Annotated in this window: 23 protein-coding genes; 7 read left to right on the top strand and 16 right to left on the bottom strand. The window is 40.5% G+C overall.

Going from position 1 to position 24909, the window contains the following annotated elements; all coding sequences use genetic code 11:
• Positions 1-80: 80 nt before the first annotated feature.
• Both FJN11_RS09945 and pbp1b read right to left on the bottom strand, forming a co-directional pair.
• The gene (locus tag FJN11_RS09945) at positions 81-1139 is read right to left on the bottom strand and encodes a zinc-dependent alcohol dehydrogenase family protein (protein ID WP_000649457.1); all 1059 of its coding nucleotides are present in this window, start codon (positions 1137-1139) and stop codon (positions 81-83) included.
• A gap of 476 nt (positions 1140-1615) precedes the next feature.
• On the bottom strand, positions 1616-4066 hold the full coding sequence (gene pbp1b / locus FJN11_RS09940; RefSeq protein ID WP_140224606.1) for a penicillin-binding protein PBP1B: 2451 nt from the start codon (positions 4064-4066) through the stop codon (positions 1616-1618).
• Positions 4067-4206: 140 nt separating this feature from the next.
• Here pbp1b and tyrS point away from each other — a divergent pair, with 140 nt between their 5' ends.
• Positions 4207-5463: a tyrosine--tRNA ligase gene (gene tyrS / locus FJN11_RS09935; protein WP_033682933.1), complete on the top strand. Its 1257-nt coding sequence runs from the start codon at positions 4207-4209 to the stop codon at positions 5461-5463.
• A 53-nt stretch (positions 5464-5516) separates the two neighbouring features.
• A complete protein-coding gene (locus FJN11_RS09930) occupies positions 5517-6365 on the top strand; it encodes a methyltransferase domain-containing protein (RefSeq protein ID WP_140224605.1) in 849 nt (282 codons plus the stop codon).
• Positions 6366-6470: 105 nt separating this feature from the next.
• On the opposite strand, the gene FJN11_RS10885 is transcribed toward FJN11_RS09930, so the two are convergent.
• The 3 genes from FJN11_RS10885 to malQ all read right to left on the bottom strand — a co-directional run bounded on the left by FJN11_RS10885 (position 6471) and on the right by malQ (position 10725).
• Positions 6471-6677: a hypothetical protein gene (locus FJN11_RS10885; RefSeq protein WP_023943996.1), complete on the bottom strand. Its 207-nt coding sequence runs from the start codon at positions 6675-6677 to the stop codon at positions 6471-6473.
• 246 nt (positions 6678-6923) lie between these two features.
• A complete protein-coding gene (glgP, locus tag FJN11_RS09920) occupies positions 6924-9182 on the bottom strand; it encodes a glycogen/starch/alpha-glucan family phosphorylase (protein WP_140224604.1) in 2259 nt (752 codons plus the stop codon).
• Positions 9183-9207: 25 nt separating this feature from the next.
• Complete coding sequence (malQ, locus tag FJN11_RS09915) at positions 9208-10725, bottom strand: 4-alpha-glucanotransferase (protein WP_125431737.1); 1518 nt, start codon at positions 10723-10725, stop codon at positions 9208-9210.
• Between the two features lie 479 nt (positions 10726-11204).
• Here malQ and FJN11_RS09910 point away from each other — a divergent pair, with 479 nt between their 5' ends.
• The 5 genes from FJN11_RS09910 (at position 11205) to FJN11_RS09890 (ending at position 16664) form a co-directional block, all read left to right on the top strand.
• Positions 11205-12476, top strand: a complete 1272-nt coding sequence (locus FJN11_RS09910; RefSeq protein ID WP_049552224.1) for an extracellular solute-binding protein — start codon at positions 11205-11207, stop codon at positions 12474-12476.
• 109 nt (positions 12477-12585) lie between these two features.
• Positions 12586-13878, top strand: coding sequence for a carbohydrate ABC transporter permease (locus tag FJN11_RS09905; protein ID WP_049552225.1), 1293 nt, complete (start codon positions 12586-12588; stop codon positions 13876-13878).
• A gap of 1 nt (position 13879) precedes the next feature.
• The gene (locus FJN11_RS09900) at positions 13880-14722 is read left to right on the top strand and encodes a sugar ABC transporter permease (RefSeq protein ID WP_049552226.1); all 843 of its coding nucleotides are present in this window, start codon (positions 13880-13882) and stop codon (positions 14720-14722) included.
• A 145-nt stretch (positions 14723-14867) separates the two neighbouring features.
• Positions 14868-15668 carry a DUF1189 domain-containing protein gene (locus tag FJN11_RS09895; protein WP_140224603.1) on the top strand — a complete coding sequence of 267 codons (801 nt, stop codon included), beginning with the start codon at positions 14868-14870 and terminating at the stop codon, positions 15666-15668.
• A gap of 9 nt (positions 15669-15677) precedes the next feature.
• The gene (locus tag FJN11_RS09890) at positions 15678-16664 is read left to right on the top strand and encodes a LacI family DNA-binding transcriptional regulator (protein ID WP_140224602.1); all 987 of its coding nucleotides are present in this window, start codon (positions 15678-15680) and stop codon (positions 16662-16664) included.
• 28 nt (positions 16665-16692) lie between these two features.
• Here the strand turns inward: FJN11_RS09890 and FJN11_RS09885 are convergent, their stop codons facing one another.
• From FJN11_RS09885 to hisS, 11 genes are all read right to left on the bottom strand, one after another.
• The gene (locus FJN11_RS09885; protein WP_140224601.1) at positions 16693-17634 is read right to left on the bottom strand and encodes a YitT family protein; all 942 of its coding nucleotides are present in this window, start codon (positions 17632-17634) and stop codon (positions 16693-16695) included.
• The gene (gene aspS, locus FJN11_RS09880; protein ID WP_049552228.1) at positions 17612-19375 is read right to left on the bottom strand and encodes an aspartate--tRNA ligase; all 1764 of its coding nucleotides are present in this window, start codon (positions 19373-19375) and stop codon (positions 17612-17614) included. Before aspS ends, FJN11_RS09885 begins: the two co-directional genes overlap by 23 nt.
• Before the next feature lie 154 nt (positions 19376-19529).
• On the bottom strand, positions 19530-19760 hold the full coding sequence (locus FJN11_RS09875) for a hypothetical protein (protein WP_000832185.1): 231 nt from the start codon (positions 19758-19760) through the stop codon (positions 19530-19532).
• Positions 19761-19777: 17 nt separating this feature from the next.
• Complete coding sequence (locus tag FJN11_RS09870) at positions 19778-20416, bottom strand: CPBP family intramembrane glutamic endopeptidase (protein ID WP_140224600.1); 639 nt, start codon at positions 20414-20416, stop codon at positions 19778-19780.
• 9 nt (positions 20417-20425) lie between these two features.
• Complete coding sequence (locus tag FJN11_RS09865) at positions 20426-21124, bottom strand: ABC transporter permease (RefSeq protein WP_140224599.1); 699 nt, start codon at positions 21122-21124, stop codon at positions 20426-20428.
• Positions 21117-21941, bottom strand: a complete 825-nt coding sequence (locus tag FJN11_RS09860; protein WP_049552231.1) for an ABC transporter ATP-binding protein — start codon at positions 21939-21941, stop codon at positions 21117-21119. The genes FJN11_RS09865 and FJN11_RS09860 overlap by 8 nt, the downstream gene beginning before the upstream one ends.
• Before the next feature lie 10 nt (positions 21942-21951).
• A complete protein-coding gene (locus FJN11_RS09855) occupies positions 21952-22692 on the bottom strand; it encodes a DUF3169 family protein (RefSeq protein ID WP_181146416.1) in 741 nt (246 codons plus the stop codon).
• A gap of 2 nt (positions 22693-22694) precedes the next feature.
• Positions 22695-22892 carry a hypothetical protein gene (locus tag FJN11_RS09850; RefSeq protein ID WP_049552233.1) on the bottom strand — a complete coding sequence of 66 codons (198 nt, stop codon included), beginning with the start codon at positions 22890-22892 and terminating at the stop codon, positions 22695-22697.
• Complete coding sequence (locus tag FJN11_RS09845; protein WP_020902358.1) at positions 22892-23098, bottom strand: helix-turn-helix transcriptional regulator; 207 nt, start codon at positions 23096-23098, stop codon at positions 22892-22894. The genes FJN11_RS09850 and FJN11_RS09845 overlap by 1 nt, the downstream gene beginning before the upstream one ends.
• Before the next feature lie 9 nt (positions 23099-23107).
• Positions 23108-23521 carry a hypothetical protein gene (locus tag FJN11_RS09840; RefSeq protein ID WP_140224598.1) on the bottom strand — a complete coding sequence of 138 codons (414 nt, stop codon included), beginning with the start codon at positions 23519-23521 and terminating at the stop codon, positions 23108-23110.
• A gap of 49 nt (positions 23522-23570) precedes the next feature.
• On the bottom strand, positions 23571-24851 hold the full coding sequence (hisS, locus tag FJN11_RS09835) for a histidine--tRNA ligase (protein WP_125431712.1): 1281 nt from the start codon (positions 24849-24851) through the stop codon (positions 23571-23573).
• Positions 24852-24909 lie beyond the last annotated feature (58 nt).

Below are 24909 nucleotides of genomic sequence, written 5' to 3'. Positions count from 1 at the left end.
CTTAATTTTTTGATAAAAAATTCAGCCATCTTATGATGACTGAATTTCTATTTGCTTATGTTCCAAAATCTTGTTACTACCTAGGCTTCCGAGATATCGTTTTCGATAATGACCTTGATTGCATGGTGGTCTGCTGCCTTACTGAAGACTTCATAGGCTTTTTCAATTTCACTTAATTTGAAATAGTGAGTTACCAATTTTTCTGGTTCAATCTTATGACTTTCAAGAGCTTTCAACAATTGTGGAGTTGTATTTGTAGATACCAAACCAGTTGTTACATTGATGTTGCGAATCCAAAGTTTATCTAAATCGAATTCAACTGGTTTACCATGTACACCACAGTTAGCAACTGTTCCGTCTATACCGATAATCTTTTGACAGAAATCAAATGTTGCAGGAATACCAACAGCTTCGATAGCAACATCTACACCACGACCATCTGTCAAATCATAAATTTCTTTAATTGCTTTTTCAGGGTCTGAAGAATTAACCTTGTGAGTCGCACCAAATGATAAAGCAGTTTCCAAGCGGTTATCGTCTAAGTCCACCATAATCAATTTAGCTGGTGAATAGAATTGAGCTGTCAAGAGAGCAGCCAATCCAACTGGACCTGAACCAATAATGGCTACACTACAACCAGGTTCTACTTTCCCTTTCAAGACACCAATTTCATACCCAGTAGGCAAAATATCTGATAGCATAACCAAGGCTTCATCTGACAAGTCTTCTGGAGTATGGTAAAGAGTGTTATCTGCATGAGGGACACGTAAATACTCAGCCTGCATACCATCAATCAGGTGACCGAAAATCCAGCCCCCTTCGTCTTCACAGTGGGCATAAATTCCTTTTTTACAGTAGTAGCATTTACCACAGGCACAAACACAAGAAATCAAGACCTTGTCGCCTTTTTTGAAGTTCGAAACTCCTTCTCCAACTTCTTCAACAATCCCAATTCCTTCGTGACCAAGAATGGTACCACTTTGGCAAGCAGGGACATCCCCTTTGATAATATGGAGGTCTGTTCCACAAATAGTAGTTTTTACGATACGCACAATAGCGTCTGTTGGCTTGCGAATCACTGGTTTGTCAACGTCAACAAAAGAAGCAAGTCCTGGTTTAACATAAGTATAGGCTTTCATAAAGCACTCCTCCTTTTTTTATTTGTACTGTTTATAATATAATTGTAAGCCTTTTCATTTGCTTCTTCAAGTATTTTTGTGATTTTTTTAACTATTTTATTTACCAGTAAAGCAATATAGATAAAAAAGCAGAAGCTAGTCTGCTTTCATCCTTAACAAAGAGAAATTTCACTACTCCAGAAGAACTTTCGATTAACATAAAACAACTAAACAAAAATGATATTACTGATAGATGGAGGATATTCTTCTATATCATTGAAATACTAGGACATCCAAAACAATTGCACTTTCAGTAAATTTCTATACTAAAATTACAAATAATCTCTGCAATATTATCTAGGCTGCAAAACTCACTTGATAATTTACATTTTACCAACAATTTTGACAATAGCGTTTGTCTTTAAGAGCACAATAACGGCCTTGCTTCTCACTTAACGAGATTCAAGACCGTTATTTAAGATTTTTATTTTATAGCTCTATCTTCTACTATTTGATTGTGTTGAAGATGAACTTGATGTACTGCTAGAGCTACTACTTGAGCTTGGTGTAGATGAGAAACTACCAATAATACTTGACCAAGCATTTTGGTAATCTGCTTCACTTCCTCCAATAGCAAAGTGATAGCTTGTCGTAGGAGCTCCCGTCTTGGTAGCCCAATAGCTCGTTACAGTAGAACCTGAAAGATCCACTGTTCTTCCATTAACGGATACTTTGCCAGGCTTCTGCCCTGTTGATCTGAGGACCTGAGACTGGGTCACACTAGAATCAAGATTAAAGCGTTCATTGCCCCAAACACCAGGCTCAGCCTGTTGGATAGCATTGACCAAGTGGGCCATATATTTGGCATTTCGATAATGCCCAGCCCCCTTAGCCATTGGACGGTTGTCATCATGACCTAGCCAACCACCTAGAGTCAATCTTGGTGTCGAAAGCATGAGCCACATATTTTCATCCTCGTTGGTTGTACCAGTCTTACCAATCCAGTCTGCACGAGCTAAACTTGAATTGATAGAAGCCAAGTCCGTTTGGAAACTTGAAGTGATCCGAGATGAAATCACCTCACGAAGCAAACTCTGCATAATCGTTGCTGTTGCCTTCGAATACACTTGAACTGGTTTGTCTTGGAACTCATAGATTACTGTGCCATCAGATGATTCAATCTTAGAAATCACATGTTTCTGATGGTAGACACCGTTATTAGCAAGTGTTTGATAACCATTGGTATGCTGGGCAACTGTAACTTCAATACCACCGCCCATAGGCAGACTTTCGATACCGTACTCTGGAATCTCGTAACCCATTTTCTCCATATAGCTCTTAACATCGACACCTTTTTCACGAAGCATGCGATAGGTCCAATAGGCTGGAATATTCCATGAATAGTTTAAAGCATCACCTAAATTGACCATATCTGTGCCTTTACTACTACCATGCACAATCGGACTACCATTTGCAAAATTTGTAGGATAATTTGACAATATGCTAGCACTTCCCATCAAACCTTGGTCAATGGCAATTCCGTAGGCCAGCAAAGGCTTGGTTGTAGAGGCTGGTGAACGCTTGGTGTCAAAGGCGTGATTGTTTTGGTTAGTCTGGTAATTACGACCACCAACAAAGCCTAGAACAGCCCCCGTTTTATTGTCCATCAAAACATTCCCTACTTCAGGCTGCCCAGTCGAATCATCTACCAAATGACCATAGTTAGCAACTGCATTTTGCATGGCCGCATGGATTTTTTTATTGATCGTTGCAGTAATTTTGTAGCCACCATTACTTAGTTCCTGCTCAGCTCTCTCATGATAAGCCTTTCGAATCGCTTCATTTTTCAACTCTTGGTTAGAGACATTGTCCTGTCGAACTAAATAATCATACATACGGTCTGTCGCTTCAGCCATAGCTGTAAAGTAGAGATAATCCCTCGAAACAACATTGACAGTTCCTGATGGCAAGAAGTCTTGTTTGAGATTATAATCCTTGTACTGGTCGTATTCTTCCTGAGTCAGGGCACCCGTGCGGTACATGTTGTAGAGAACATCCTTGGCCCGCTTCAAACCAAGTTCTAAGTCTTCATCACTCTTTAACTCTCCAGTATTTTCATAAGGAGAATAAGTAATCGGACTCTGTGGCAAACCTGCTAGGAAGGCAGCTTGGGGAATACTCAACTTGTTGGCATCGATACCGAAAATCCCTTCAGCAGCTTGCTGGGCACCTGCAATATTCTGTCCTTTATGATTCCGACCAAAGGGAGCAACATTGAGATAAGTCGTCAAGATTTCATCCTTACTCATACTGCGTTCCAAGGCAAGGGCATCAACAATTTCTGTAGCCTTACGAGCCAAAGTCGGAGCATCTCCAACCACTTGTTGTTTGATTAACTGTTGGGTCAAGGTCGAGCCCCCGCTAGATGAGCCCAAACCTGCAAAGGTTCCCAATGTCGCCCGAATCACAGCTTTTGGCACAACCCCGTTATGTTCAAGAAAATGTTCATCCTCAGTAGCAACGATAGCCTTTTTGAGATTGTCCGATATTTCCTCAGATGAAACAGAAGTTCGCAGTAGGTCGCTCTCGATAGAAGCAATGACACTCCCATCTGCATAAACAATTTCTGAGATGGAAGAAATATTTTTAACCTGCTTTACCAAGTCCTCCGCTTGGGGAACCTTAGCCTTGTCAAACAAAGCAACTCCATAACCAAGAGCTACACCTGCACCAAAAAGTCCACCGATAAAGCCTAGAATAAAGAGAGTATTCAGAATGCCCTTAATAGCAACTAAAATGCTACCTAGGATAGCCAGAACTTTCCCACCTGTCCCATCCGACTTCTTCACTTCTGAGACTTTCTCTGATTTTCTATGATTTATTTTTGATTTTACTCGCTGGAAAAATTCCAGCATTTTTCGTTTTAATTCATTTAATTGATTTTGCATGGATTTCCTCACTGTAACTATTATACCATAAAAGGTAAACTTTCAATAAAATAGCTACTTTCTTCCTTATTCTACTAGGCTATTGCCCGAGTTTGTGATACAATAGGTAGAAACAATATTTTATAAAGGAGAAAAGACACATGCACATTTTTGATGAGCTAAAAGAGCGTGGTTTGATTTTTCAAACGACTGATGAAGAAGCTTTGCGTAAAGCCCTAGAAGAAGGTCAAGTTTCTTATTATACTGGCTACGATCCAACTGCTGACAGCCTTCACCTAGGCCACCTTGTCGCAATCTTGACAAGTCGTCGCTTGCAACTAGCAGGTCACAAACCTTATGCGCTCGTTGGCGGTGCTACAGGTCTCATCGGAGATCCGTCCTTCAAAGATGCTGAACGTAGTCTCCAAACAAAAGACACAGTAGATGGCTGGGTCAAGTCTATCCAAGGACAACTTTCTCGTTTTCTTGACTTTGAAAATGGTGAAAATAAAGCTGTCATGGTCAACAACTACGACTGGTTTGGCAGCATCAGCTTCATTGACTTCCTCCGTGATATCGGAAAATACTTTACTGTCAACTACATGATGAGCAAGGAGTCTGTGAAAAAACGGATCGAAACAGGAATTTCATACACTGAGTTTGCCTACCAAATCATGCAAGGTTACGACTTCTTCGTTCTTAACCAAGACCACAACGTAACGCTTCAAATCGGTGGTTCTGACCAGTGGGGAAATATGACAGCTGGTACCGAATTGCTTCGTCGTAAGGCTGACAAGACTGGCCACGTTATCACTGTTCCATTGATCACAGATGCAACTGGTAAGAAATTTGGTAAATCAGAAGGAAACGCAGTCTGGCTCAATCCTGAAAAGACTTCTCCATACGAAATGTACCAATTCTGGATGAACGTTATGGACGCAGACGCTGTTCGCTTCTTGAAGATCTTTACTTTCTTGTCACTTGATGAGATTGAAGACATTCGTAAACAATTTGAAGCAGCGCCACACGAACGCTTGGCTCAAAAAGTCTTGGCTCGTGAAGTCGTTACACTTGTTCACGGAGAAGAAGCTTACAAAGAAGCCCTCAACATCACTGAGCAACTCTTTGCAGGAAACATCAAAAACCTTTCTGTCAAAGAGCTCAAACAAGGACTTCGTGGAGTGCCAAACTACCAAGTCCAAGCAGATGAAAACCACAATATCGTGGAACTGCTCGTATCAGCTGGTGTGGTTAACTCAAAACGCCAGGCCCGTGAAGACGTCCAAAACGGAGCTATCTACGTAAACGGCGACCGCATCCAAGACCTTGACTATGTCTTGAGTGACGCAGATAAGTTAGAGAACGAACTGACCGTTATCCGTCGCGGGAAGAAGAAATACTTTGTTCTTACATATTAAAAAGAAGACTGGGGGCATTTGCCATCCAGTCCTTTTTTTGCTAGACTTAAACTATGAATACAAATCTCAAACCTAAACTTCAGCGCTTCTCTTCTGCGACTGCCTTTGCCTGTTCGATCTGTCAAGAAAAACTAGATCTGGTAGAGACTAGTCTCAAGTGTTGCAACCGTCATTCTTTTGACCTGGCAAAATTTGGCTATGTCAATCTGTCACCGCAAATCAAGCAATCTACCAACTACGACAAGGAAAACTTCCAAAATCGCCAGCAAATCCTAGAAGCTGGATTTTATCAAGCTATTCTAGAGGCTGTATCTGATTTACTTTCAAACTCAAAAAATGCCAAAACAATTTTAGATATCGGTTGTGGTGAAGGTTTCTATTCTCGTAAACTCCAAGAAAGCCATCCTGACAAAACCTTCTATGCCTTTGACATCTCCAAAGATTCGGTCCAAATCGCTGCCAAGAGTGAACCAAACTGGGCAGTCAATTGGTTCGTTGGTGACTTAGCTCGTCTTCCTATAAAAGACGCCAGCATGGATATCCTACTAGATATTTTTTCACCTGCCAACTATGGAGAATTTCGTCGCGTTTTATCCAAAGACGGTATCTTGATAAAGGTTATTCCAACTAAAAATCACCTCAAGGAAATCCGTCAGAAGGTACAAGACCAGCTGACAAACAAGGATTATTCTAATCAAGATATCAAGGAGCATTTCCAGGAACACTTTACCATCCTAGCTAGTCAAACTGCCTCTCTGACTAAAACTATCACAACAGAGCAGCTCAAAGCCCTACTCAGCATGACGCCCCTACTCTTTCACATCGACCAGAGCAAGATTGACTGGAGCCAACTGACAGAGATTACTATTGAAGCTGAGATTCTGGTTGGGAAAGTACTATAATTGACACAAAAACCGCATTTCAAAAAAGATCTGCGGTTTTAAATTTCAATTTTTAAACTATCTATCCCAAAAGTCTAAAACATTTAAAGCTTTTAGCTTCTCCATTTATTTTCGATTCGAGATAACAAACTTATCAATAAATAGCAAGTGAAATAAGGCCAGTACCAGACCCCAAACGCTACCACGAAAAGAGATTTCTTGATGATTGAGAGGAAACAAATCATGGTTACCAATATAGAGGCAGGTCAAAATGATAAATAAAATCCAAAATAAATCAGTCCATTTATATTTTGAAAAATATTTTTTCCACATAAGAACACCTTCTTTCCTATAATCATATTATAACACTCTATGTAAGCGAATACAAGAGATATGAGGTAATCAACTACGAAAAAATATAAAGCTGAAGACAGTAAAAACCAGCATTTAAAGCCTTCACTGTATCTATAATTTCTCTATTTTTAGACAGGATTGACTAAAATCCACAACATTAAAAAAAAAAGCGAATTTCAACCGAAACTCGCTTTTTTTCAAAATGTATTAGTATAAATTTGTATCTTAGTTCAAGTGCCAGATATCTTCGTTGTACTGAGCGATTGTACGGTCAGATGAGAAGAATCCTGCTTTAGAGATGTTAACGATGACTTTATCCAACCATGCGTCACGGTCTTCGTAGTCAGCCAACATTTGCTCTTTAACCTTGATGTAGTCTTCCAAGTCAAGAAGAGTCATGAACCAGTCTTTGTTGATCAATTCATTGTAAAGACGTTCCAAGCGCTCTTTGTTTCCAGCTGCAAGAACTGCATCGCTAACGATGAAGTCAACCAATGGTTTGATAGCTTCACGAGCATAGAATTCGCTTGATTTATAAGCTGCTTTTGCGTAAAGGTCAATAACAGTTTCTGAATCTTCACCAAAGATGTAGATGTTTTCGTCGCCAACCAACTCAGCGATTTCAACGTTAGCACCGTCCATAGTACCAAGAGTCAAAGCGCCGTTCAACATGAATTTCATGTTACCAGTACCTGAAGCTTCTTTAGAAGCAAGTGAGATTTGCTCTGAGATATCACATGCTGGGATAAGGAAGCTTGCTGCAGTAACGTTGTAGTTTTCAACCATAACTACTTGCAAGTGTGGAGCTACTGCTGGATCGTTAGCAATAACTTCTGACATGCAAAGGATCAAGTGGATAATGTCTTGAGCGATTGTGTAGGCTGGAGCTGCTTTACCACCAAAGAAGATTGTAATTGGACGAGCAGGGATGTTACCAGCTTTGATGTCAAGGTATTTGTGGATCACGTACAAAGCGTTCATTTGTTGGCGTTTGTACTCGTGAAGACGTTTGATTTGGATATCAAAGATAGAGTTTGTATTGATTTCCACACCTTGGTGTTCTTTCAAGTGACGAGCCAATTTACGTTTGTTGTGAGCCTTGATGCTTTCCAATTTTTCTTTGACAGCTGCTTTGTCTTCATAAGACAAGAGTTTTTCAAGCTCATCTGCTTCATGGTGCCAACCTTCTCCAATAATCTCATCCAAGTAGTGAGATAGTCTTGGGTTAGCATGCATGAGCCAACGACGGAAAGTGATACCGTTTGTTTTGTTGTTGAATTTTTCTGGGTAAAGGTCGTAGAAGGCTTTCAATTCAGAGTTCTTCAAGATTTCAGTGTGGAGTGCTGCTACCCCGTTAACACTGTATCCGTAGTGGATATCCATGTGAGCCATGTGAACACGTCCGCTCTCATCGATGATTTGAACAGCTGGATCTTTGTATTCTGCTTTCACGCGACGGTCCAATTCTTCGATGATTGGAACCAAGTGAGGAACCACTTCTTGCAAGAATTCAAGAGGCCATTTTTCAAGGGCTTCAGCAAGGATTGTGTGGTTAGTATAGGCAGTCATGCTACGAACGATTGAGATTGCTTCGTCAAGTTCGATACCACGAGCAGTCAAAAGACGGATCAATTCAGGAATAACCATTGATGGGTGAGTATCGTTGATTTGGACAACTGCGTAGTCAGCAAGGTCATGCAAGTTGCTTCCTTTTTCGATTGCTTCTTCGATGATCAATTGCGCACCGTTTGAAACCATGAAGTATTGTTGGAAGATACGGAGCAATTCACCTTGACGGTCACTATCATCTGGGTAAAGGAAAAGAGTCAAGTTGCGAGCGATGTCTGTCTTGTCAAAGTTGATACCGTCTTTAATGATAGAAGAATCAACAGAATCCAAGTCAAACAAACGCAAGCGGTTCTTCGTTTCTGTCTTGTAACCAGGTACATCGATATCGTAAAGAGTTGATGTCAATGTGAAGTGAGCAAATGGTACTTGGTAGCTACGGCTTGAGCGAACCAACCAGTTTTGCTCTGTCAACCATGCATTTGGAATTGTTTCTTGTTGGTTGTTTTTAAGAACTTGTTGGAAAAGACCGTAGTGGTAGTTAAGACCAACACCGTCACCGTTCAAACCAAGAGTAGCAATTGAGTCGATAAAGCAGGCAGCCAAACGTCCCAAACCACCATTACCAAGAGATGGTTCCAATTCAACTTCTTCAACTTCAATCAAATCTTTACCTGCAGCTGCAAGTTCTTTTTTGACATCGTCGTAAAGACCAAGGTTGATCAAGTTGTTTGACAAAAGTTTACCAATCAAGAACTCAGCTGAGATGTAGTAAACTTTTTTCTTACCAGTGTTAACTGGTTTTTTGCTACTTGCAAGCTTGCTGTAGTTAAGAAGAGCCAGGTAAAGCTCTTCATTGCTACATTCTGCAATGGTTTTATTGTAACGATTTTGTACAAATTCTTGTAGTGATAACATGTTTAAGGTGTCTCCTGATATTGTATTATTTCTTTAATTCTACCAAATTTTCATTGATTCGGCGATAAATTGTTGTCAAGTCAAGCAAGCCTTCCTCGACAGCTGGTGTCAATTGATCTTCAGTCATACGCCAAGACCAGTTTCCACCAAGGGTAGATGGGAAGTTCATACGAGCTACCTCATCCAATTCTAGCAAATCTTGCATAGTTGCAATTGCCATGAAGCTAACTGATGAAAAGACTGTACGAAGCATAGCATGTGGCACTGTTTCGTATTCTTTACGGTTAGTGTAGCGCGCCATGTATTCACGAGTCGCATCATCGATCTCGTTACGGTACCAACCAAGGACCGTATTGTTATCGTGTGTTCCTGTGTACATAACTGAGTTAGCAGGTGCCAAGTGTGGGCTATCGATGCTTTCGTCTTCTGGGTTGAAGGCAAATTGAAGAATCTTCATTCCTGGGAAGCCAGTACGTTCACGCAATTCGATAACTTCGTCTGTCATGAAACCAAGATCTTCTGCGATGATGTTTAACTCACCAAGCTCTTCCTTAACGGCTGCAAAAAGCTTGTAGCCAGGACCTTTGACCCATTCACCAGGTGCTGCTGTATCGGAACCAGCAGGGATTTCCCAGTAAGATTCGAAACCACGGAAGTGGTCGATACGAACGATATCGTAGATTTTAAAGCTTTCACGCAAGCGTTCAATCCACCATTTGTAACCATCTTTGTCCATTGCTTCCCAGTCATAGATTGGGTTACCCCAAAGCTGACCAGTTGCAGAAAATTCATCTGGTGGGCATCCTGCGATGCAAGTCGCCTTACCGTTGACATCTGTCTTGAAGAGATGTGGATTTGCCCACATATCGCTTGAATCTTCCGCTACATAGATTGGCATGTCTCCAACGATTTCGATGTGGTTATCGTTAGCGTAAGCTTTCAATTTCAACCATTGTTGGAAGAAAAAGTATTGAGTCACACGGTGGTAAACCAACTTGTCTGCCAATTGTTCACGGTAACTTTCAAGTGCTGAAGCTTTACGAGCACGAGCATCTGCATCTGGCCATTCAGTCCAAGCAAGATTGTCAAAATGCTCTTTGATAGCCATATACTCTGCAAAGAGTTCAAGCCATGATTGGTTGTCTTGAGCAAATTTCTCAAAATCTTTAACATCTCCTACTTCCAAAAAACGTTTTACCGCTTTTTCTAAAAGAGGACGACGTGCATAGTAGATTTTCGCATAATCAACTTCAGATGCATCGCTACCAAAGTTAACCCCTTCAAGGTCACTTTCTTGCAACAAGCCTTGTTCCACCAAGATATCTAAATCGATAAAATGAGTGTTCCCTGCGAAGGCTGAGAAAGATTGGTAAGGAGAGTCTCCGTAACTAGTTGTTCCTAGTGGAAGGATTTGCCAGTAACGTTGTTTTGTGCGAACCAAGAAATCAACGAAGTCGTAAGCACTTTTACCAAATGATCCGATTCCGTATGCTCCTGGAAGAGAAGAAATGTGCATCAACACACCACTTTGACGTTTTTTCATAATAAGCACCTCATGTGTTTATAGTTAGATATTACATTTTTATGAACGCAAACGTTTGCGCTATTACTAGTATAGCTTATTTTCTTGATAAATGCAAGCGGTTTTAAATAACTTTTTTGATTATTTTTTAAAAATTTTTTCTTCTTACTCGTATATATATTCTTTCAGGAAGCAAACAAAATAGGAATAAGGCTTTCACTTATCTTATGAGCTGGAATTAAAGTAGCAAATCTCCTTAGTTTCCATTTGTAAATTAGGCAATCGTTTTCTCAACTTTTTTTAAAATTTAAAATAAAAGCAATTTTTTGATTTTCTACTATTATAAACAAATAAAACGCTTACCCTTTTCGTAAAATTTTTTTAAAATTTTTACAAAAAACACTTGCAACCGCTTTCCCATTGTGCTATACTAGTCCCATAAAGGAAAACGTTTGCGTTTCCTCATTATAAAATTTGTTATTCTTTAGGAGGAATACACTATGTCATCTAAATTCATGAAGAGCGCTGCTGTGCTTGGAACTGCTACACTTGCTAGCTTGCTTTTGGTAGCTTGCGGAAGCAAACCTGCTGAAAAAGCTGCTGATGCTGGTTCATCTGAAGGTAAAGAAATCACTCTTTACGTTGAAGACCAATACAAAGCTTTTGCTGAAACAGTTGCTAAGGCTTATGAAAAAGAATCAGGAACAAAAGTTAACATCAAATCTGGTGACCAACTTGGTGGTCTTGACAAACTTTCTCTTGACAACCAATCAGGTCAAGCTGCTGACGTTATGATGGCTCCATACGACCGTGTAGGTAGCCTTGGTACTGACGGACAACTTTCAGAAGTGAAATTGAGCGACGGCGCTAAAACAGATGATAAAACTAAATCTCTTGTAACAGCTGCTGACGGTAAAGTTTACGGTGCTCCTGCGGTTATCGAGTCACTTGTTATGTACTACAACAAAGACTTGGTAAAAGACGCTCCAAAAACTTTTGCTGAATTAGAAGAACTTGCTAAAGATAGCAAATACGCATTCGCTGGAGAAGATGGAAAAACTTCTGCATTCCTAGCTGACTGGACAAACTTCTACTATGCATACGGACTTCTTGCTGGTAACGGAGCTTATGTATTTGGCGATAACGGTAAAAATCCTAAAGACATCGGTCTTGCAAACGAAGGTGCTATCGCAGGTATCAACTACGCTAAATCTTGGTATGAAAAATGGCCTAAAGGTATGCAAGATGGTACAGCTGCTGGAAACTTAATCCAAACTCAATTCCAAGAAGGTAAAACAGCTGCTATCATTGATGGACCTTGGAAAGCTAAAGCATTCAAAGATGCTAAAGTAAACTACGGTGTTGCTACTATCCCAACTCTTCCAAACGGAAAAGACTACGCAGCATTCGGTGGTGGTAAAGCTTGGATCATCCCATCAAGCACTAAGAACCTTGAAGGCGCACAAAAATTTGTAGACTTCCTTGTTTCAACTGAACAACAAAAAGCCTTCTACGATGCAACTAACGAAATCCCAGCTAACACTGAAGCTCGTTCATACGCTGAAGGTAAAAACGATGAGTTGACAACAGCTGTTATCAAACAGTTCAAGAACGCTCAACCAATGCCAAACATCTCTCAAATGTCTGCAGTTTGGGAACCAGCTGCTAACATGCTCTTTGACTCTGTAAGTGGTAAGAAAGATGCTAAAACAGCTGCTAACGATGCTGTAACATTGATCAAAGAAACAATCAAACAAAAATTTGGTGAATAAAAAATTTGTTCAAGGGGGGTGGAATTCAAATCCCCCTTTGAATTTATCAATAGAAACATAAATAGTTTAGGTTTTATCTAAAAACCAGTATTCTATGAAAGGAGTTATTATGGAAAAGCAACAACCTAGTAAAGCAGCCCTGCTGTCTATCATTCCTGGGTTAGGACAGATTTACAATAAACAAAAAGCAAAAGGTTTTATCTTCCTTGGTGTAACCCTTGTATTCGTCCTTTACTTCCTAGCACTTGCAGCCCCTGAATTGAGCAATCTCATCACTCTTGGTGACAAGCCAGGTCGTGATAATTCCCTCTTTATGCTGATTCGTGGTGCCTTCCATTTAATCTTTGTAGTCGTTTATGTACTCTTTTATTTCGCAAATATCAAAGATGCACATACTATCGCAAAACGTATTAACAATGGAATCCCAGTTCCACGTACCCTCAAAGATATGATCAAAGGGATTTATGAAAATGGCTTCCCTTACCTCTTAATCATTCCATCTTATGTTGCAATGACTTTTGCGATTATCTTCCCAGTTATCGTAACCTTGATGATCGCCTTTACTAACTATGACTTCCAACACTTGCCACCAAACAAATTGTTGGACTGGGTTGGTTTGACCAACTTTACAAACATCTGGAGCTTGAGTACCTTCCGTTCTGCCTTTGGTGCCGTTCTTTCTTGGACTATCATCTGGGCTTTGGCTGCCTCAACTTTGCAGATTGTGATTGGTATCTTCACAGCTATCATTGCTAACCAACCGTTTATCAAAGGAAAACGTATCTTTGGTGTTATTTTCCTTCTTCCTTGGGCTGTTCCAGCCTTCATCACTATCTTGACATTCTCAAACATGTTTAATGATAGCGTCGGAGCCATCAACACTCAAGTATTGCCAATCTTGGCTAAATTCCTTCCTTTCCTTGATGGGGCTCTTATTCCTTGGAAAACAGACCCAACCTGGACTAAGATTGCCTTGATTATGATGCAAGGTTGGCTTGGATTCCCATACATCTACGTTTTGACTTTGGGTATCTTACAATCTATTCCTAATGACCTTTACGAAGCAGCTTATATTGACGGTGCCAATGCTTGGCAAAAATTCCGCAACATTACTTTCCCAATGATCTTGGCGGTTGCGGCACCTACTTTAATTAGCCAATACACCTTCAACTTTAACAACTTCTCTATCATGTACCTCTTCAATGCTGGAGGACCTGGTAGTGTCGGTGGTGGAGCTGGTTCAACCGATATCTTGATTTCATGGATCTACCGTTTGACAACAGGTACATCTCCTCAATACTCTATGGCGGCAGCTGTTACCTTGATTATCTCTATCATTGTCATCTCAATCTCTATGATCGCATTCAAGAAACTACACGCATTTGATATGGAGGACGTCTAAGATGAATAACTCAATTAAACTCAAACGTAGACTGACTCAAACCCTTACATACCTCTACTTAGTTGGCCTTTCAATCGTGATTATCTATCCACTTTTGATTACCATTATGTCAGCCTTCAAGACTGGTAACGTAGTAGCCTTTAAACTAGACAGCAACGTCGACTTTAGTTTTGCTAACTTCCAAGGACTCTTCTCTGAAACCTTGTACGGTACTTGGTACCTCAACACGTTGATTATCGCCTTGATTACTATGGCTGTTCAAACAAGTATCATCGTACTTGCTGGTTATGCCTACAGCCGTTACAACTTCTTGGCTCGTAAACAAAGTTTGGTTTTCTTCTTGATTATCCAAATGGTGCCAACCATGGCCGCTTTGACAGCCTTCTTCGTTATGGCGCTTATGTTGAACGCCCTTAACCACAGCTGGTTCCTCATCTTCCTATACGTTGGTGGAGGTATCCCGATGAATGCTTGGCTCATGAAAGGCTACTTCGATACAGTGCCAATGTCTCTAGATGAATCTGCAAAACTAGACGGTGCAGGACACTTCCGCCGCTTCTGGCAAATTGTTCTTCCACTCGTTCGCCCAATGGTTGCCGTACAAGCTCTCTGGGCCTTCATGGGACCTTTCGGGGACTACATCCTCTCTAGTTTCTTGCTTCGTGAGAAAGAATACTTTACTGTTGCCGTTGGTCTCCAAACCTTTGTTAACAATGCGAAGAACATGAAGATTGCCTACTTCTCAGCAGGTGCTATCCTCATCGCCCTTCCAATCTGTATTCTCTTCTTCTTCCTACAAAAGAACTTTGTTTCAGGACTTACAAGTGGTGGCGACAAGGGATAATATATCCCCGCCACCCTTTTTCATTTTGGAGCTTGTGACTATAAAACTATCCTTGTATCAAGCAATTTGTCTCCTAGACTTGAAATAAAGCACATTTCTCTATATAATAATACTCATATAGAAAACACCTTTTAGAAAGATACAAATGCTTCCATATCCATTTTCATATTTTTCAAGTATTTGGGGATTTCGTAAGCCCCTATCCAAACGTTTCGGACTCAACTGGTTTCAGCTTCTCTTTACCAGTATCTTCCTTATCAGCTTGTCTATGGTACCCATTGCCATCCAAAACAGCTCACAGGAGACTTATCCGCTAGAAACCTTTATCGATAATGTCTATGAACCATTGACAGATGAGGTTGTCCAAGATCTCTCTGAACACGTTAGAATTGTTGATGGCAAATTAACTTATACTGGAACAGCTAGTCACGCGCATTCTATTGTGATCGGTCCAAGTCAAAGCAAGGAATTACCTAAGGACTTGCAACTGCATTTCGATACGAATGAGCTCGTCATCAGCAAGGAAAGTAAAGAACTGACCCGTGTCTCTTACCGAGCGATTGAGACTGAGAGTTTCAAAAATAAAGATAGCTTGACCCAAGCCATTTCTAAAGACTGGTATCAGCAGAATCGTGTCTATATCAGTCTCTTCCTAGTTCTCGGTGCCAGCTTTCTCTTTGGTTTGAATTTCTTCATTGTCTCTCTAGGAGCGAGTCTTCTCCTTTATATCACTAAGAAATCACGCCTCTTTTCATTTAGAACCTTTAAAGAGTGCTACCATTTTATCTTGAACTGTTTAGGATTACCAACTCTGATTACACTTATTTTGGGACTCTTTGGCCAAAATATGTCAAACCTCATCACTGTACAAAACATTCTTTTTGTTCTGTATCTGGTCACTATCTTTTATAAAACGCATTTCCGTGATCCAGATTACCATAAATAGGAGATTTTTATGCCCGTTACGATTAAAGACGTGGCCAAGGCTGCTGGTGTTTCACCTTCAACCGTAACCCGTGTTATTCAAAACAAATCAACCATTAGCGATGAAACAAAAAAACGCGTTCGCAAAGCTATGAAGGAGCTTAATTACCACCCCAACCTCAACGCTCGTAGTTTGGTAAGTAGTTATACCCAAGTTATCGGCTTGGTCCTTCCTGACGACTCAGACGCCTTCTATCAAAATCCTTTCTTCCCATCTGTCCTCCGTGGTATCGCCCAAGTCGCTTCTGAAAACCACTATGCTATTCAGATTGCAACAGGTAAAGATGAAAAAGAGCGCCTTAAAGCTATTTCACAGATGGTTTACGGTAAACGTGTGGATGGTTTAATCTTCCTTTATGCCGAAGAGGAGGATCCCTTGGTCAAGCTGGTCGCTGATGAGCAGTTCCCCTTCCTCATCCTAGGAAAATCCATTTCACCCTTTATCCCTCTTGTCGATAATGACAATGTCCAAGCTGGTTTTGATGCAACCGAATATTTTATCAAAAAAGGCTGCAAACGAATTGCCTTCATTGGAGGGACTAAGCGACTCTTCGTAACGCAAGACCGTTTAACAGGCTATGAGTCAGCACTCAAACAATACAAACTGCCTCTTGATGACAATCTGACCTACTTTGCAAATGAATTTCTAGAGGAAAAAGGGTACCAATTTAGTAAACTCCTCTTTCAGCATGACCCGCAGATTGATGCTATCATTACAACCGATAGCCTCCTAGCCGAAGGGGTCTGTGACTATATTGCTAAGCACCAACTGGATGTCCCTGTTCTCAGCTTTGACTCGGTCAATCCCAAGCTCAACTTGGCGGCCTATGTCGATATCAATAGCTTAGAACTTGGTCGTGTTTCTCTTGAAACTATCCTCCAGATTATCAACGATGCTAAAAGCAATAAGCAAATTTGTTATCGTCAGTTAATTGCCCATAAAATTATCGAAAAATAAAAACCAGCTCGCGCTGGTTTTTTAGTTACTAATTTTCTGTTTCAACGAATCGTCCCAGAATATGCACATTCTCCGATACAGAGACAAAGGCGCTTGGATCCACCTGTTTCATAATCTGTTTAAATTCATTAAACTCTGCACGTGTAATGACAGTAATTAAAACTGCCTTTCTTTCGTGATTATAGGTTCCTTCTGCATCGTGGATCATGGTTGCTCCGCGGTGCAATTTTTTATGGATTTTTTCAATTACCTTGTCTGGATGATTGGTCACAATCATGGCCTGCATGCGTTTTTGCTTGGTAAAGATCGCATCTGTCACACGGCTAGAGACAAAGATGGTAATCATAGAGTAGAGAGCGTATTTCCAACCAAAGGTCAAACCTGCTATCAGCATGATGGTTCCATTTACCAAGAAAGAAATACTACCGACATTCCTCCCCGTTTTCTTGCGAATGGTCAGGCTGACAATATCTGTACCTCCACTGGAGATATTGTTGAGAAGAGCAAAACCAATCCCCAAGCCCATGACAACACCCCCAAAAAGGGCATTGATAATGGGATCCTCAGTCAAGGTCGCTACAGGGACAAACTGGATAAAGAAGGAACTCATGGATACCGTGATAAAGGTAAAGACGGTGAACTTATGGCCAATCTGATACCAAGCCAAGACCATCAAAGGAAAATTAATGGCGTAAAAGGTTAGCGAAATCGGAATATGAAAACCAAACCAGTGATTACTCAAGGCAGAGATAATCTGTGCCAAACCTGTAGCACCACTCGAATACACATGCCCTGGTTGGAAAAAGAAATTGACCGCTACTGCTGATAAAAATCCATAGACCAGAGAAGCTGAAATCTTCTCATCATATTTTTCGCGAGAGATGCTTTGTAAGACACGTAAAATTTTTATTTGATGAGCAAAGCGGCGCAGATAATAGCGCCACCGCTTAATTCGTTTTGCTTGTTTCATCTTCTTCTACTTGTAAGCTGAGTTCCTCTAGTTGTTTGAGAGCTACTGTTGAAGGAGCTTGTGTCATTGGGTCAGTTGCCTTGTTATTCTTAGGAAAGGCAATGACTTCACGGATATTTTCTTCTCCTGCTAAGAGCATGACAAATCGGTCAAGTCCGATAGCCAAGCCACCGTGTGGTGGGAAACCATAGTCCATGGCTTCAAGAAGGAAGCCAAACTGGTCATTTGCTTCTTCGGCTGAGAAACCAAGAGCCTTGAACATGCGTTCTTGAAGGTCTTTTTGATTAATACGAAGGCTACCACCACCAAGCTCATAACCGTTCAAGACAATATCGTAAGCAATGGCACGAACCTTCGCCAAATCACCTTCTAATTCGTGAGCAGTCTCTTCCTGTGGAAGTGTGAATGGATGGTGGGCGCTCATGTAGCGACCTTCTTCTTCAGACCATTCAAACATTGGCCAGTCAACCACCCAAAGGAAGTTGAATTTATCGTTATCAATCAAGCCAAGCTCTTTGGCAATACGTCCACGAAGGGCACCAAGAGTTGCATTGGCCACTTCAAGCGTATCCGCCACAAAGAGAACCAAGTCCTTATCTTCAAGAGCAAGCGCTGTTGTCAATTCTGCTTGGATGCCTGTCAAGAACTTAGCAACTGGTCCGTTTAATTCTCCATCAACCACCTTGACCCAAGCAAGACCTTTGGCACCGTACTGTTTGGCTACTTCCGTCATCTTGTCGATGTCTTTACGTGAATAGTTGTCCGCAGCGCCTTTGACTACAATTGCTTTTACAGCAGGTGCTTCTGAAAAGACTTTAAAGTCTACACCTTTGACCACTTCTGTCAAGTCCTGAAGTAACATGTCAAAACGGGTATCTGGCTTGTCAGAACCGTAAAGAGCCATAGCATCATCGTATTTCATGCGAGGGAATGGAAGCGTCACTTCGATGCCTTTTGTTTCTTTCATCACACGCGCAATCAAGCCTTCTGTGATATCTTGGATTTCTTGCTCAGTAAGGAAAGACGTTTCCAAGTCAACCTGAGTAAACTCAGGCTGGCGATCACCACGCAAGTCCTCGTCACGGAAACATTTGACGATTTGGTAGTAACGGTCAAAACCAGCATTCATCAAGAGCTGTTTCGTGATTTGTGGACTTTGAGGAAGCGCGTAAAAATGCCCTTTATTAACACGAGATGGCACCAAATAGTCACGCGCCCCTTCAGGCGTTGACTTAGAAAGGAATGGTGTCTCCACGTCGATAAACTCCAACTCATCCAAGTAGTTGCGGATAGAGTGGGTCACCTTAGCACGAAGTTTAAGATTTTCCAACATTTCTGGACGACGAAGGTCAAGGTAACGGTAACGCAAACGTGTATCGTCATTTGCCTCAATGCCATCCTTAATCTCAAATGGTGTTGTCTTAGCTGTGTTAAGCACAGTAAGAGCTGTCACGTTTAACTCAACTGCACCAGTTGGTAACTTATCATTGGCTTGCTCACGCGCAGCGACCTGACCAGTCACCTCGATAACAAATTCACTACGAAGGCTTTCAGCTGTTGTCATGACCTCTGCAGAGACTTTTTCAGGGTTGATAACCAACTGCATGATTCCTTCACGGTCACGAAGGTCGATAAAGATCAAACCACCAAGGTCACGACGACGACCAACCCATCCTTTCAAGGTCATTTCTTGTCCGATGTGTTCCTCACGAACACGACCAGCATACATACTACGTTTCATTGTTTCTCTCCTCTTTTATTCTGTTACTATTTTACCATAAAAGCGCAGGCTCTTCATGAAAATCATCAGAAAAGTTTGCCAGTCTTTAAAAATCAAGTGAAGACTCTAAAAATTAGCGCCCATACAAAAATCCGATGAACTTCACCGGACTCTTTTATTTTGAATTGTTGCCTGCTTTACGCTTTTCAGCAATTTCGGCTGCCTTTCGAGGCAAGACAATCTCCGTTGTGTAAGCTGTCCCAAAGCGCAAGACACCAGCAATAGGGGCAAAGACGACTGCTAGATAGTTATAGAAGAAATCTCCCTTGAAAGCATAAGCTAGCGCTCCAATGATGAAAAATAGAACAACTGCTTGAATCACTGCTAATAAAATTACTCGTTTCATGTGACCTCCTGACTCTATTATAGCATGAGAATCATCAAAAAGCTGACTAAATTATTCAAAGCGTGGAGAGAAATACTGTAGACCAGACCTTTTCTGCTAATATAAGCCAAGCCCAAGCTAAAACCAAGACTAGTATAGACTAAAAATTGTTGCACATCACCTGGGAAATGAATCAAGGCAAACAGAATACTAGATACCAGAAGAAACAGAACCTGTTTGCTCTTGTCCTGCTTAGGAAAGAGATAGCGTGCCAACATCCCTCTAAAGATAAGTTCTTCCGTCAAAGGAGCAAAGACCACCACCATAAAGAAACCAAATGCAGGCTGTTCCACTGTCAGTTGAGATACGATTTGTTGACTGACCGACGGATCTTCTGGTAAAAAGAACTGGGCTGTAATAGCCACTAGCAAAACCAGAGTAGGCAACCAGATATGACGATTAAAAGCAGTCGTCTGGATGCTAACCTTTTCTGTCTGATACCATCTGTAAATTCCATAAACATAGGCTCCTGACAGGGCGATATAAAGTGGTAAAACTCCATATATCGAAGCCCCTAGTCCAAGAGCTGACAGAGCCATACTCTGAACCAGACCATAGCCAAAGAAAAAGGATAGAACAGCTAGAAGAAACCAGCCAAAATTTTTAAGTAATTTCATATAAATCTCCTATCTTGCTTTATAGCTGTTTTTCAATACAAAGAGGTTTGCTATTCCTAATACAAGTACCCAGGCAAGTAACATACCGATGTTAGAAAAAGATATTTCTCCACCTTTTTTATTTAAAAGATTTACAATAGGACCAATAAAAGAGTAATCCAACACTTTCTGAACCGTATCATTTTGAAGAGCAATCATAGGTAAAAAAGAGACAATTAACATAGGGAAGATACTATAAACTTGCGCTTTAGACTGAGTATCTGATACCGCACCGATTAGAAGGTTGAGAAAAATAATACTAATAGTTGCTAGGAGCAAATAGATAACGTAAGCAAATAAATAACCAGATACATCTACTTTAAGATAGATGGGAAGTACAATCATAGCAACCAACATTATCAGAATAGGGAGAACAAGCATACTGAAAGTATATTCTGTTGCTGTCACACCACTTAGGATGAGTGATTTAAGATTTCGTTTTTCCTTATCTTCTGCCATCATAATCGATACCATATAACCACTTCCCATGCTCAAGACCATCGTCAAGCTAGAAGATAGTAAAAATAGGCTCAATTGTCCATTCTTATTTAAAAATTCATTATATAAAACAGCAATACCAAAAGGCATCAATAAAGTCGCTAACAAAGTTGAATTGCTAATAAGAACTTGCACTCTTAACCATAGTAGGGCATTTAATTTTCTAAACATCTAACTTTTCTCCTGTCAATCTGATAAAGATTTCTTCTAGTGTCGGCTCACAAGAGTGAACCATCATCAAATCTGTCGTGTCTAAATGTGGTAATTCTTCAAATGGAACTATCTGTTCTCGTCCATCATTATAAACCACACGTACTTTCTTATCCACATGGTACTTCTGGATGATATCTTGCGGACTTCCATACTCTATTAAATTACCCTTATTTAAAAGAGATAAGCGATCACAAAGCAGAGTTGCTTCATGCATATCATGCGTGGTCAGAAAAATAGTTGTCCCCGCCTGCTTTAATTCTTGTAGTAGGGTATGAATCATCTTAGATGTTGTAGGGTCTAAGCCACTAGTTGGCTCATCTAGAAAGAGAATCTTAGGAGCATTCAGAAGGGCACGGGCCAAGAACATTCGTTGTTTCATTCCTGTAGATAGTTTTTCTGCGATAGTATCTTTAGCATCTGCCAATCCAACCTGTTGAAGCACCTGAACTACTCTATCTGACTTGAGACCATACAGCTTAGCATAGATGAGAAGATTTTTGTAAAGACTCATCTTTTCATAAAAACCACTGCCATCACTAACAATACCAATTTGTTCCAAATCATTTGAGGTTAAATCTTGAGAATTCTTGCCTAACAAAACTGTTTTACCTTGATCTGCAGCCAACTGTCCTGTTAAGACATTAATCATAGTTGTTTTACCTGAGCCAGAAGGGCCAAGAAAACCAAAGATTTCGCCCTCCTTAATCTCAAAAGAAATCTGATGAAGAGCTTTTTTGCTCCCAAAACTTTTGCTTACATTTTCAACACGAATCATAGAAACTCCTTTATTTGAAATAGCGTTTTACCATAGGTAACTGCATCACATTGATATAAATATGGATAGCTCCTACAAGCAAGAAAGCTAGTAACTGAATCTCTCCTGTCAAGAAAGAAATGATAAAAAGAAAAATATATAAGACTGGCAAGACATACTGATTTAATTGGAATAAAATCCGAAAACTCTGTTCCAAATTAGCCTGGCGCTCCCCTTCATCATAAGAATTGATATATTCCAAGACATCCTTTGGTGTAGAGAAAAATGCCAAATCAAACTGACGAACAATCGCAATGGTTTTATAAAAATATTTTTGAACATTAAAAATCAACACTAATCCCAAAAAAGAAAGAGATAAGGTTAGATTGCTTCTATTTAGTATAACCACTTCACTTACTGAAATGAAGAGAGCCAATAAAATCGCTACAGTTGTAATATTAAAGGCAATGGTTCCAAACTCAAGATTCCGGTACATTTGCACATAATATATTTCATTCAGGTCATCATCCATTTCCTCTTGATACAAGGAATGAAATTTTCTGCTTTTCTTTAAGAAATTGAAAGTCAAAAGAATGCTAATGAAACCTATCAGTAAACAAATAGCTGATATCCAGGGTATTAAGATTTTTACATCTAAAATAATTCCGTTGGATTCGGCACCAGCTTTAAACATCCCTACAAAACCGCCCAAGAAACCTCCTAAGACAACAGACATTAAAAATAACAATCCACCTTTATTTTTCTTTTTCATTTTCATTCTCCTTTTTCACTTGCTAGATTTTTGGATTTCTTTTCAATCCATTCAATTACTGGGATGAGAGCAAAGTAGGCCCAAATAAATTGGTTACTTTGATATGGATTAAACCAGCCTAAGTCTATCCCAATCAATAGAAGCACGCTGACTAATAGAGCTGTGACCACTACATAATAAATCACTTTAAACTTATTCATCACTCGTCCTCCTCCAAGCGAAATACCGATTCGACTGTTTCGTTGAAAATTTGAGATATTTTCAAGGCAATGATAATGGATGGGGTGTACTCATCCCGTTCTAATAGACTAATGGTCTGCCTAGAAACCCCTGCTAGCTTAGCCAGTTCGGTTTGATTGAGACCATCGCGAGCTCGAAGCTCTTTTAGACGATTTTTAAGTTGCATGTTACACACCTACTTTCCGTCAAATTCAACGGTTTGGATATCCTCAATGCGTTGTAATTTGAATTTTTCTTTTCCTTTTTTATCAACACGACGTAGCTTGACCCACTCCTCATCAACATCTACAACTTCCCAGTTATCTGTCCCAAACAATTGTCCAACGATTGTCGGTGTTTTCCCAATCAATTCTTTTAATAATCTTGACATTTCTTTATTTCCTTTCTCTTTTTGCTCAATTCTTTTGATTTTATTCTCTAGTTTCTTGACCTTTTGGGAATGGTAGATATAATACATAATCACAAGAGGTACAAATCCTAATGCCCACATAATCGTTCCTTGCTCCTTTTCTCTTAACTTGCTTACATTGTAACACATCTTTTTCTTTTTGACAAGCATATTTGTCAAAAAGTTTATGATTTTTGTCATTTTGCAAAAGAAAAAGGTCAGAGTAGTTCTCTGACCAGTCTTTCTGTTATTAAAATCCTAGTTTTTCAAAGATTCCTGAGAAGTTTTGGCTGATTGTCTCAAGTGACACTTGCACTTCTTCTCGGGTTTGGTTGTTCTTGACCGTTACTTGTCCGCTTTCGACTTCACTCTCTCCTAGGGTGATGAGGGTCTTAGCCACAAAGACATCGGCTGACTTGAACTGAGCTTTGAGCTTACGGTTGAGGTAATCACGCTCTGCTTTGAATCCTTGTTGGCGAAGAGCCTGTACCAATTCCAAGGCCTTGACATTTGCTCCATCACCCAAGACTGCGATATAGACATCTAGGGCGTTTTCGATAGGGAGAGCCACACCTTGCTTTTCAAGAATGAGAAGCAGGCGCTCTACGCCAAGTCCAAAACCAAAGCCAGCAGTTTCAGGGCCTCCAAAGTAAGAAACCAAACCATCGTAACGACCACCCGCACAGACTGTCAGGTCATTGCCCTCAATCTCAGTGATAAACTCGAAAATGGTGTGGTTGTAGTAGTCTAGACCACGCACCATATTGGTATCGATGATATAATCTACTCCAAGATTCTCCAACATCTGACGCACAGCATCAAAGTGAGCTTGACTTTCTTCATCAAGGAAGTCCAAGATAGAAGGCGCATTCTCCACTGCCACCTTGTCTTCTTTTTCCTTAGAGTCCAAGACACGGAGAGGATTTTCCTCCAAACGACGTTGGCTATCTTTAGATAAGGTCTCCTTGAGCGGTGTCAAATAGTCAATCAAGGCTTGACGGTAGGCCGCACGGCTCTCAGGATTTCCAAGAGTGTTAAGGTGCAATTTGACACCTTGGATACCGATTTCTTTCAAGAAATGGGCTGCCATCGCGATTGTTTCCACATCGGTAGCTGGATTGCTAGATCCAAAACACTCAACACCAATCTGGTGGAACTGGCGCAAACGCCCTGCCTGTGGACGCTCATAACGGAACATAGGTCCCATGTAGTAGAACTTACTTGGCTTTTGCACTTCTGGGGCGAAGAGTTTATTTTCTACATAGGAACGGACAACGGGCGCAGTTCCTTCTGGACGGAGAGTAATATGGCGGTCACCCTTGTCATAGAAATCATACATTTCCTTGGTTACGATATCCGTTGTATCTCCGACAGAGCGACTGATGACCTCGTAATGCTCAAAAATAGGCGTGCGCACTTCTGCATAGTTATAGCGCTTGAAAATCTCACGGGCAAAGCCCTCAACGTACTGCCATTTGGCAGATTCAGCAGGTAAAATATCCTGCGTTCCTTTTGGTTTTTGTAATTTCATAGGGAATCCTCTTTAAACTTAATAGTCTTATTTTACCATAAATAAAGGGATTAAAACA

Source organism: Streptococcus symci, assembly GCF_006385165.1.
GTDB lineage: Bacteria > Bacillota > Bacilli > Lactobacillales > Streptococcaceae > Streptococcus > Streptococcus symci.
This window is presented reverse-complemented; position numbering and strand designations above follow the sequence as displayed.

Coding starts and splice junctions, on each gene's coding strand:
- FJN11_RS09945 (WP_000649457.1), bottom strand. CDS start 1,139: ATGAAAGCCTATACTTATGTTAAACCAGGACTTGCTTCTTTTGTTGAC.
- pbp1b (WP_140224606.1), bottom strand. CDS start 4,066: ATGCAAAATCAATTAAATGAATTAAAACGAAAAATGCTGGAATTTTTC.
- tyrS (WP_033682933.1), top strand. CDS start 4,207: ATGCACATTTTTGATGAGCTAAAAGAGCGTGGTTTGATTTTTCAAACG.
- FJN11_RS09930 (WP_140224605.1), top strand. CDS start 5,517: ATGAATACAAATCTCAAACCTAAACTTCAGCGCTTCTCTTCTGCGACT.
- FJN11_RS10885 (WP_023943996.1), bottom strand. CDS start 6,677: ATGTGGAAAAAATATTTTTCAAAATATAAATGGACTGATTTATTTTGG.
- glgP (WP_140224604.1), bottom strand. CDS start 9,182: ATGTTATCACTACAAGAATTTGTACAAAATCGTTACAATAAAACCATT.
- malQ (WP_125431737.1), bottom strand. CDS start 10,725: ATGAAAAAACGTCAAAGTGGTGTGTTGATGCACATTTCTTCTCTTCCA.
- FJN11_RS09910 (WP_049552224.1), top strand. CDS start 11,205: ATGTCATCTAAATTCATGAAGAGCGCTGCTGTGCTTGGAACTGCTACA.
- FJN11_RS09905 (WP_049552225.1), top strand. CDS start 12,586: ATGGAAAAGCAACAACCTAGTAAAGCAGCCCTGCTGTCTATCATTCCT.
- FJN11_RS09900 (WP_049552226.1), top strand. CDS start 13,880: ATGAATAACTCAATTAAACTCAAACGTAGACTGACTCAAACCCTTACA.
- FJN11_RS09895 (WP_140224603.1), top strand. CDS start 14,868: ATGCTTCCATATCCATTTTCATATTTTTCAAGTATTTGGGGATTTCGT.
- FJN11_RS09890 (WP_140224602.1), top strand. CDS start 15,678: ATGCCCGTTACGATTAAAGACGTGGCCAAGGCTGCTGGTGTTTCACCT.
- FJN11_RS09885 (WP_140224601.1), bottom strand. CDS start 17,634: ATGAAACAAGCAAAACGAATTAAGCGGTGGCGCTATTATCTGCGCCGC.
- aspS (WP_049552228.1), bottom strand. CDS start 19,375: ATGAAACGTAGTATGTATGCTGGTCGTGTTCGTGAGGAACACATCGGA.
- FJN11_RS09875 (WP_000832185.1), bottom strand. CDS start 19,760: ATGAAACGAGTAATTTTATTAGCAGTGATTCAAGCAGTTGTTCTATTT.
- FJN11_RS09870 (WP_140224600.1), bottom strand. CDS start 20,416: ATGAAATTACTTAAAAATTTTGGCTGGTTTCTTCTAGCTGTTCTATCC.
- FJN11_RS09865 (WP_140224599.1), bottom strand. CDS start 21,124: ATGTTTAGAAAATTAAATGCCCTACTATGGTTAAGAGTGCAAGTTCTT.
- FJN11_RS09860 (WP_049552231.1), bottom strand. CDS start 21,941: ATGATTCGTGTTGAAAATGTAAGCAAAAGTTTTGGGAGCAAAAAAGCT.
- FJN11_RS09855 (WP_181146416.1), bottom strand. CDS start 22,692: ATGAAAAAGAAAAATAAAGGTGGATTGTTATTTTTAATGTCTGTTGTC.
- FJN11_RS09850 (WP_049552233.1), bottom strand. CDS start 22,892: ATGAATAAGTTTAAAGTGATTTATTATGTAGTGGTCACAGCTCTATTA.
- FJN11_RS09845 (WP_020902358.1), bottom strand. CDS start 23,098: ATGCAACTTAAAAATCGTCTAAAAGAGCTTCGAGCTCGCGATGGTCTC.
- FJN11_RS09840 (WP_140224598.1), bottom strand. CDS start 23,521: ATGACAAAAATCATAAACTTTTTGACAAATATGCTTGTCAAAAAGAAA.
- hisS (WP_125431712.1), bottom strand. CDS start 24,851: ATGAAATTACAAAAACCAAAAGGAACGCAGGATATTTTACCTGCTGAA.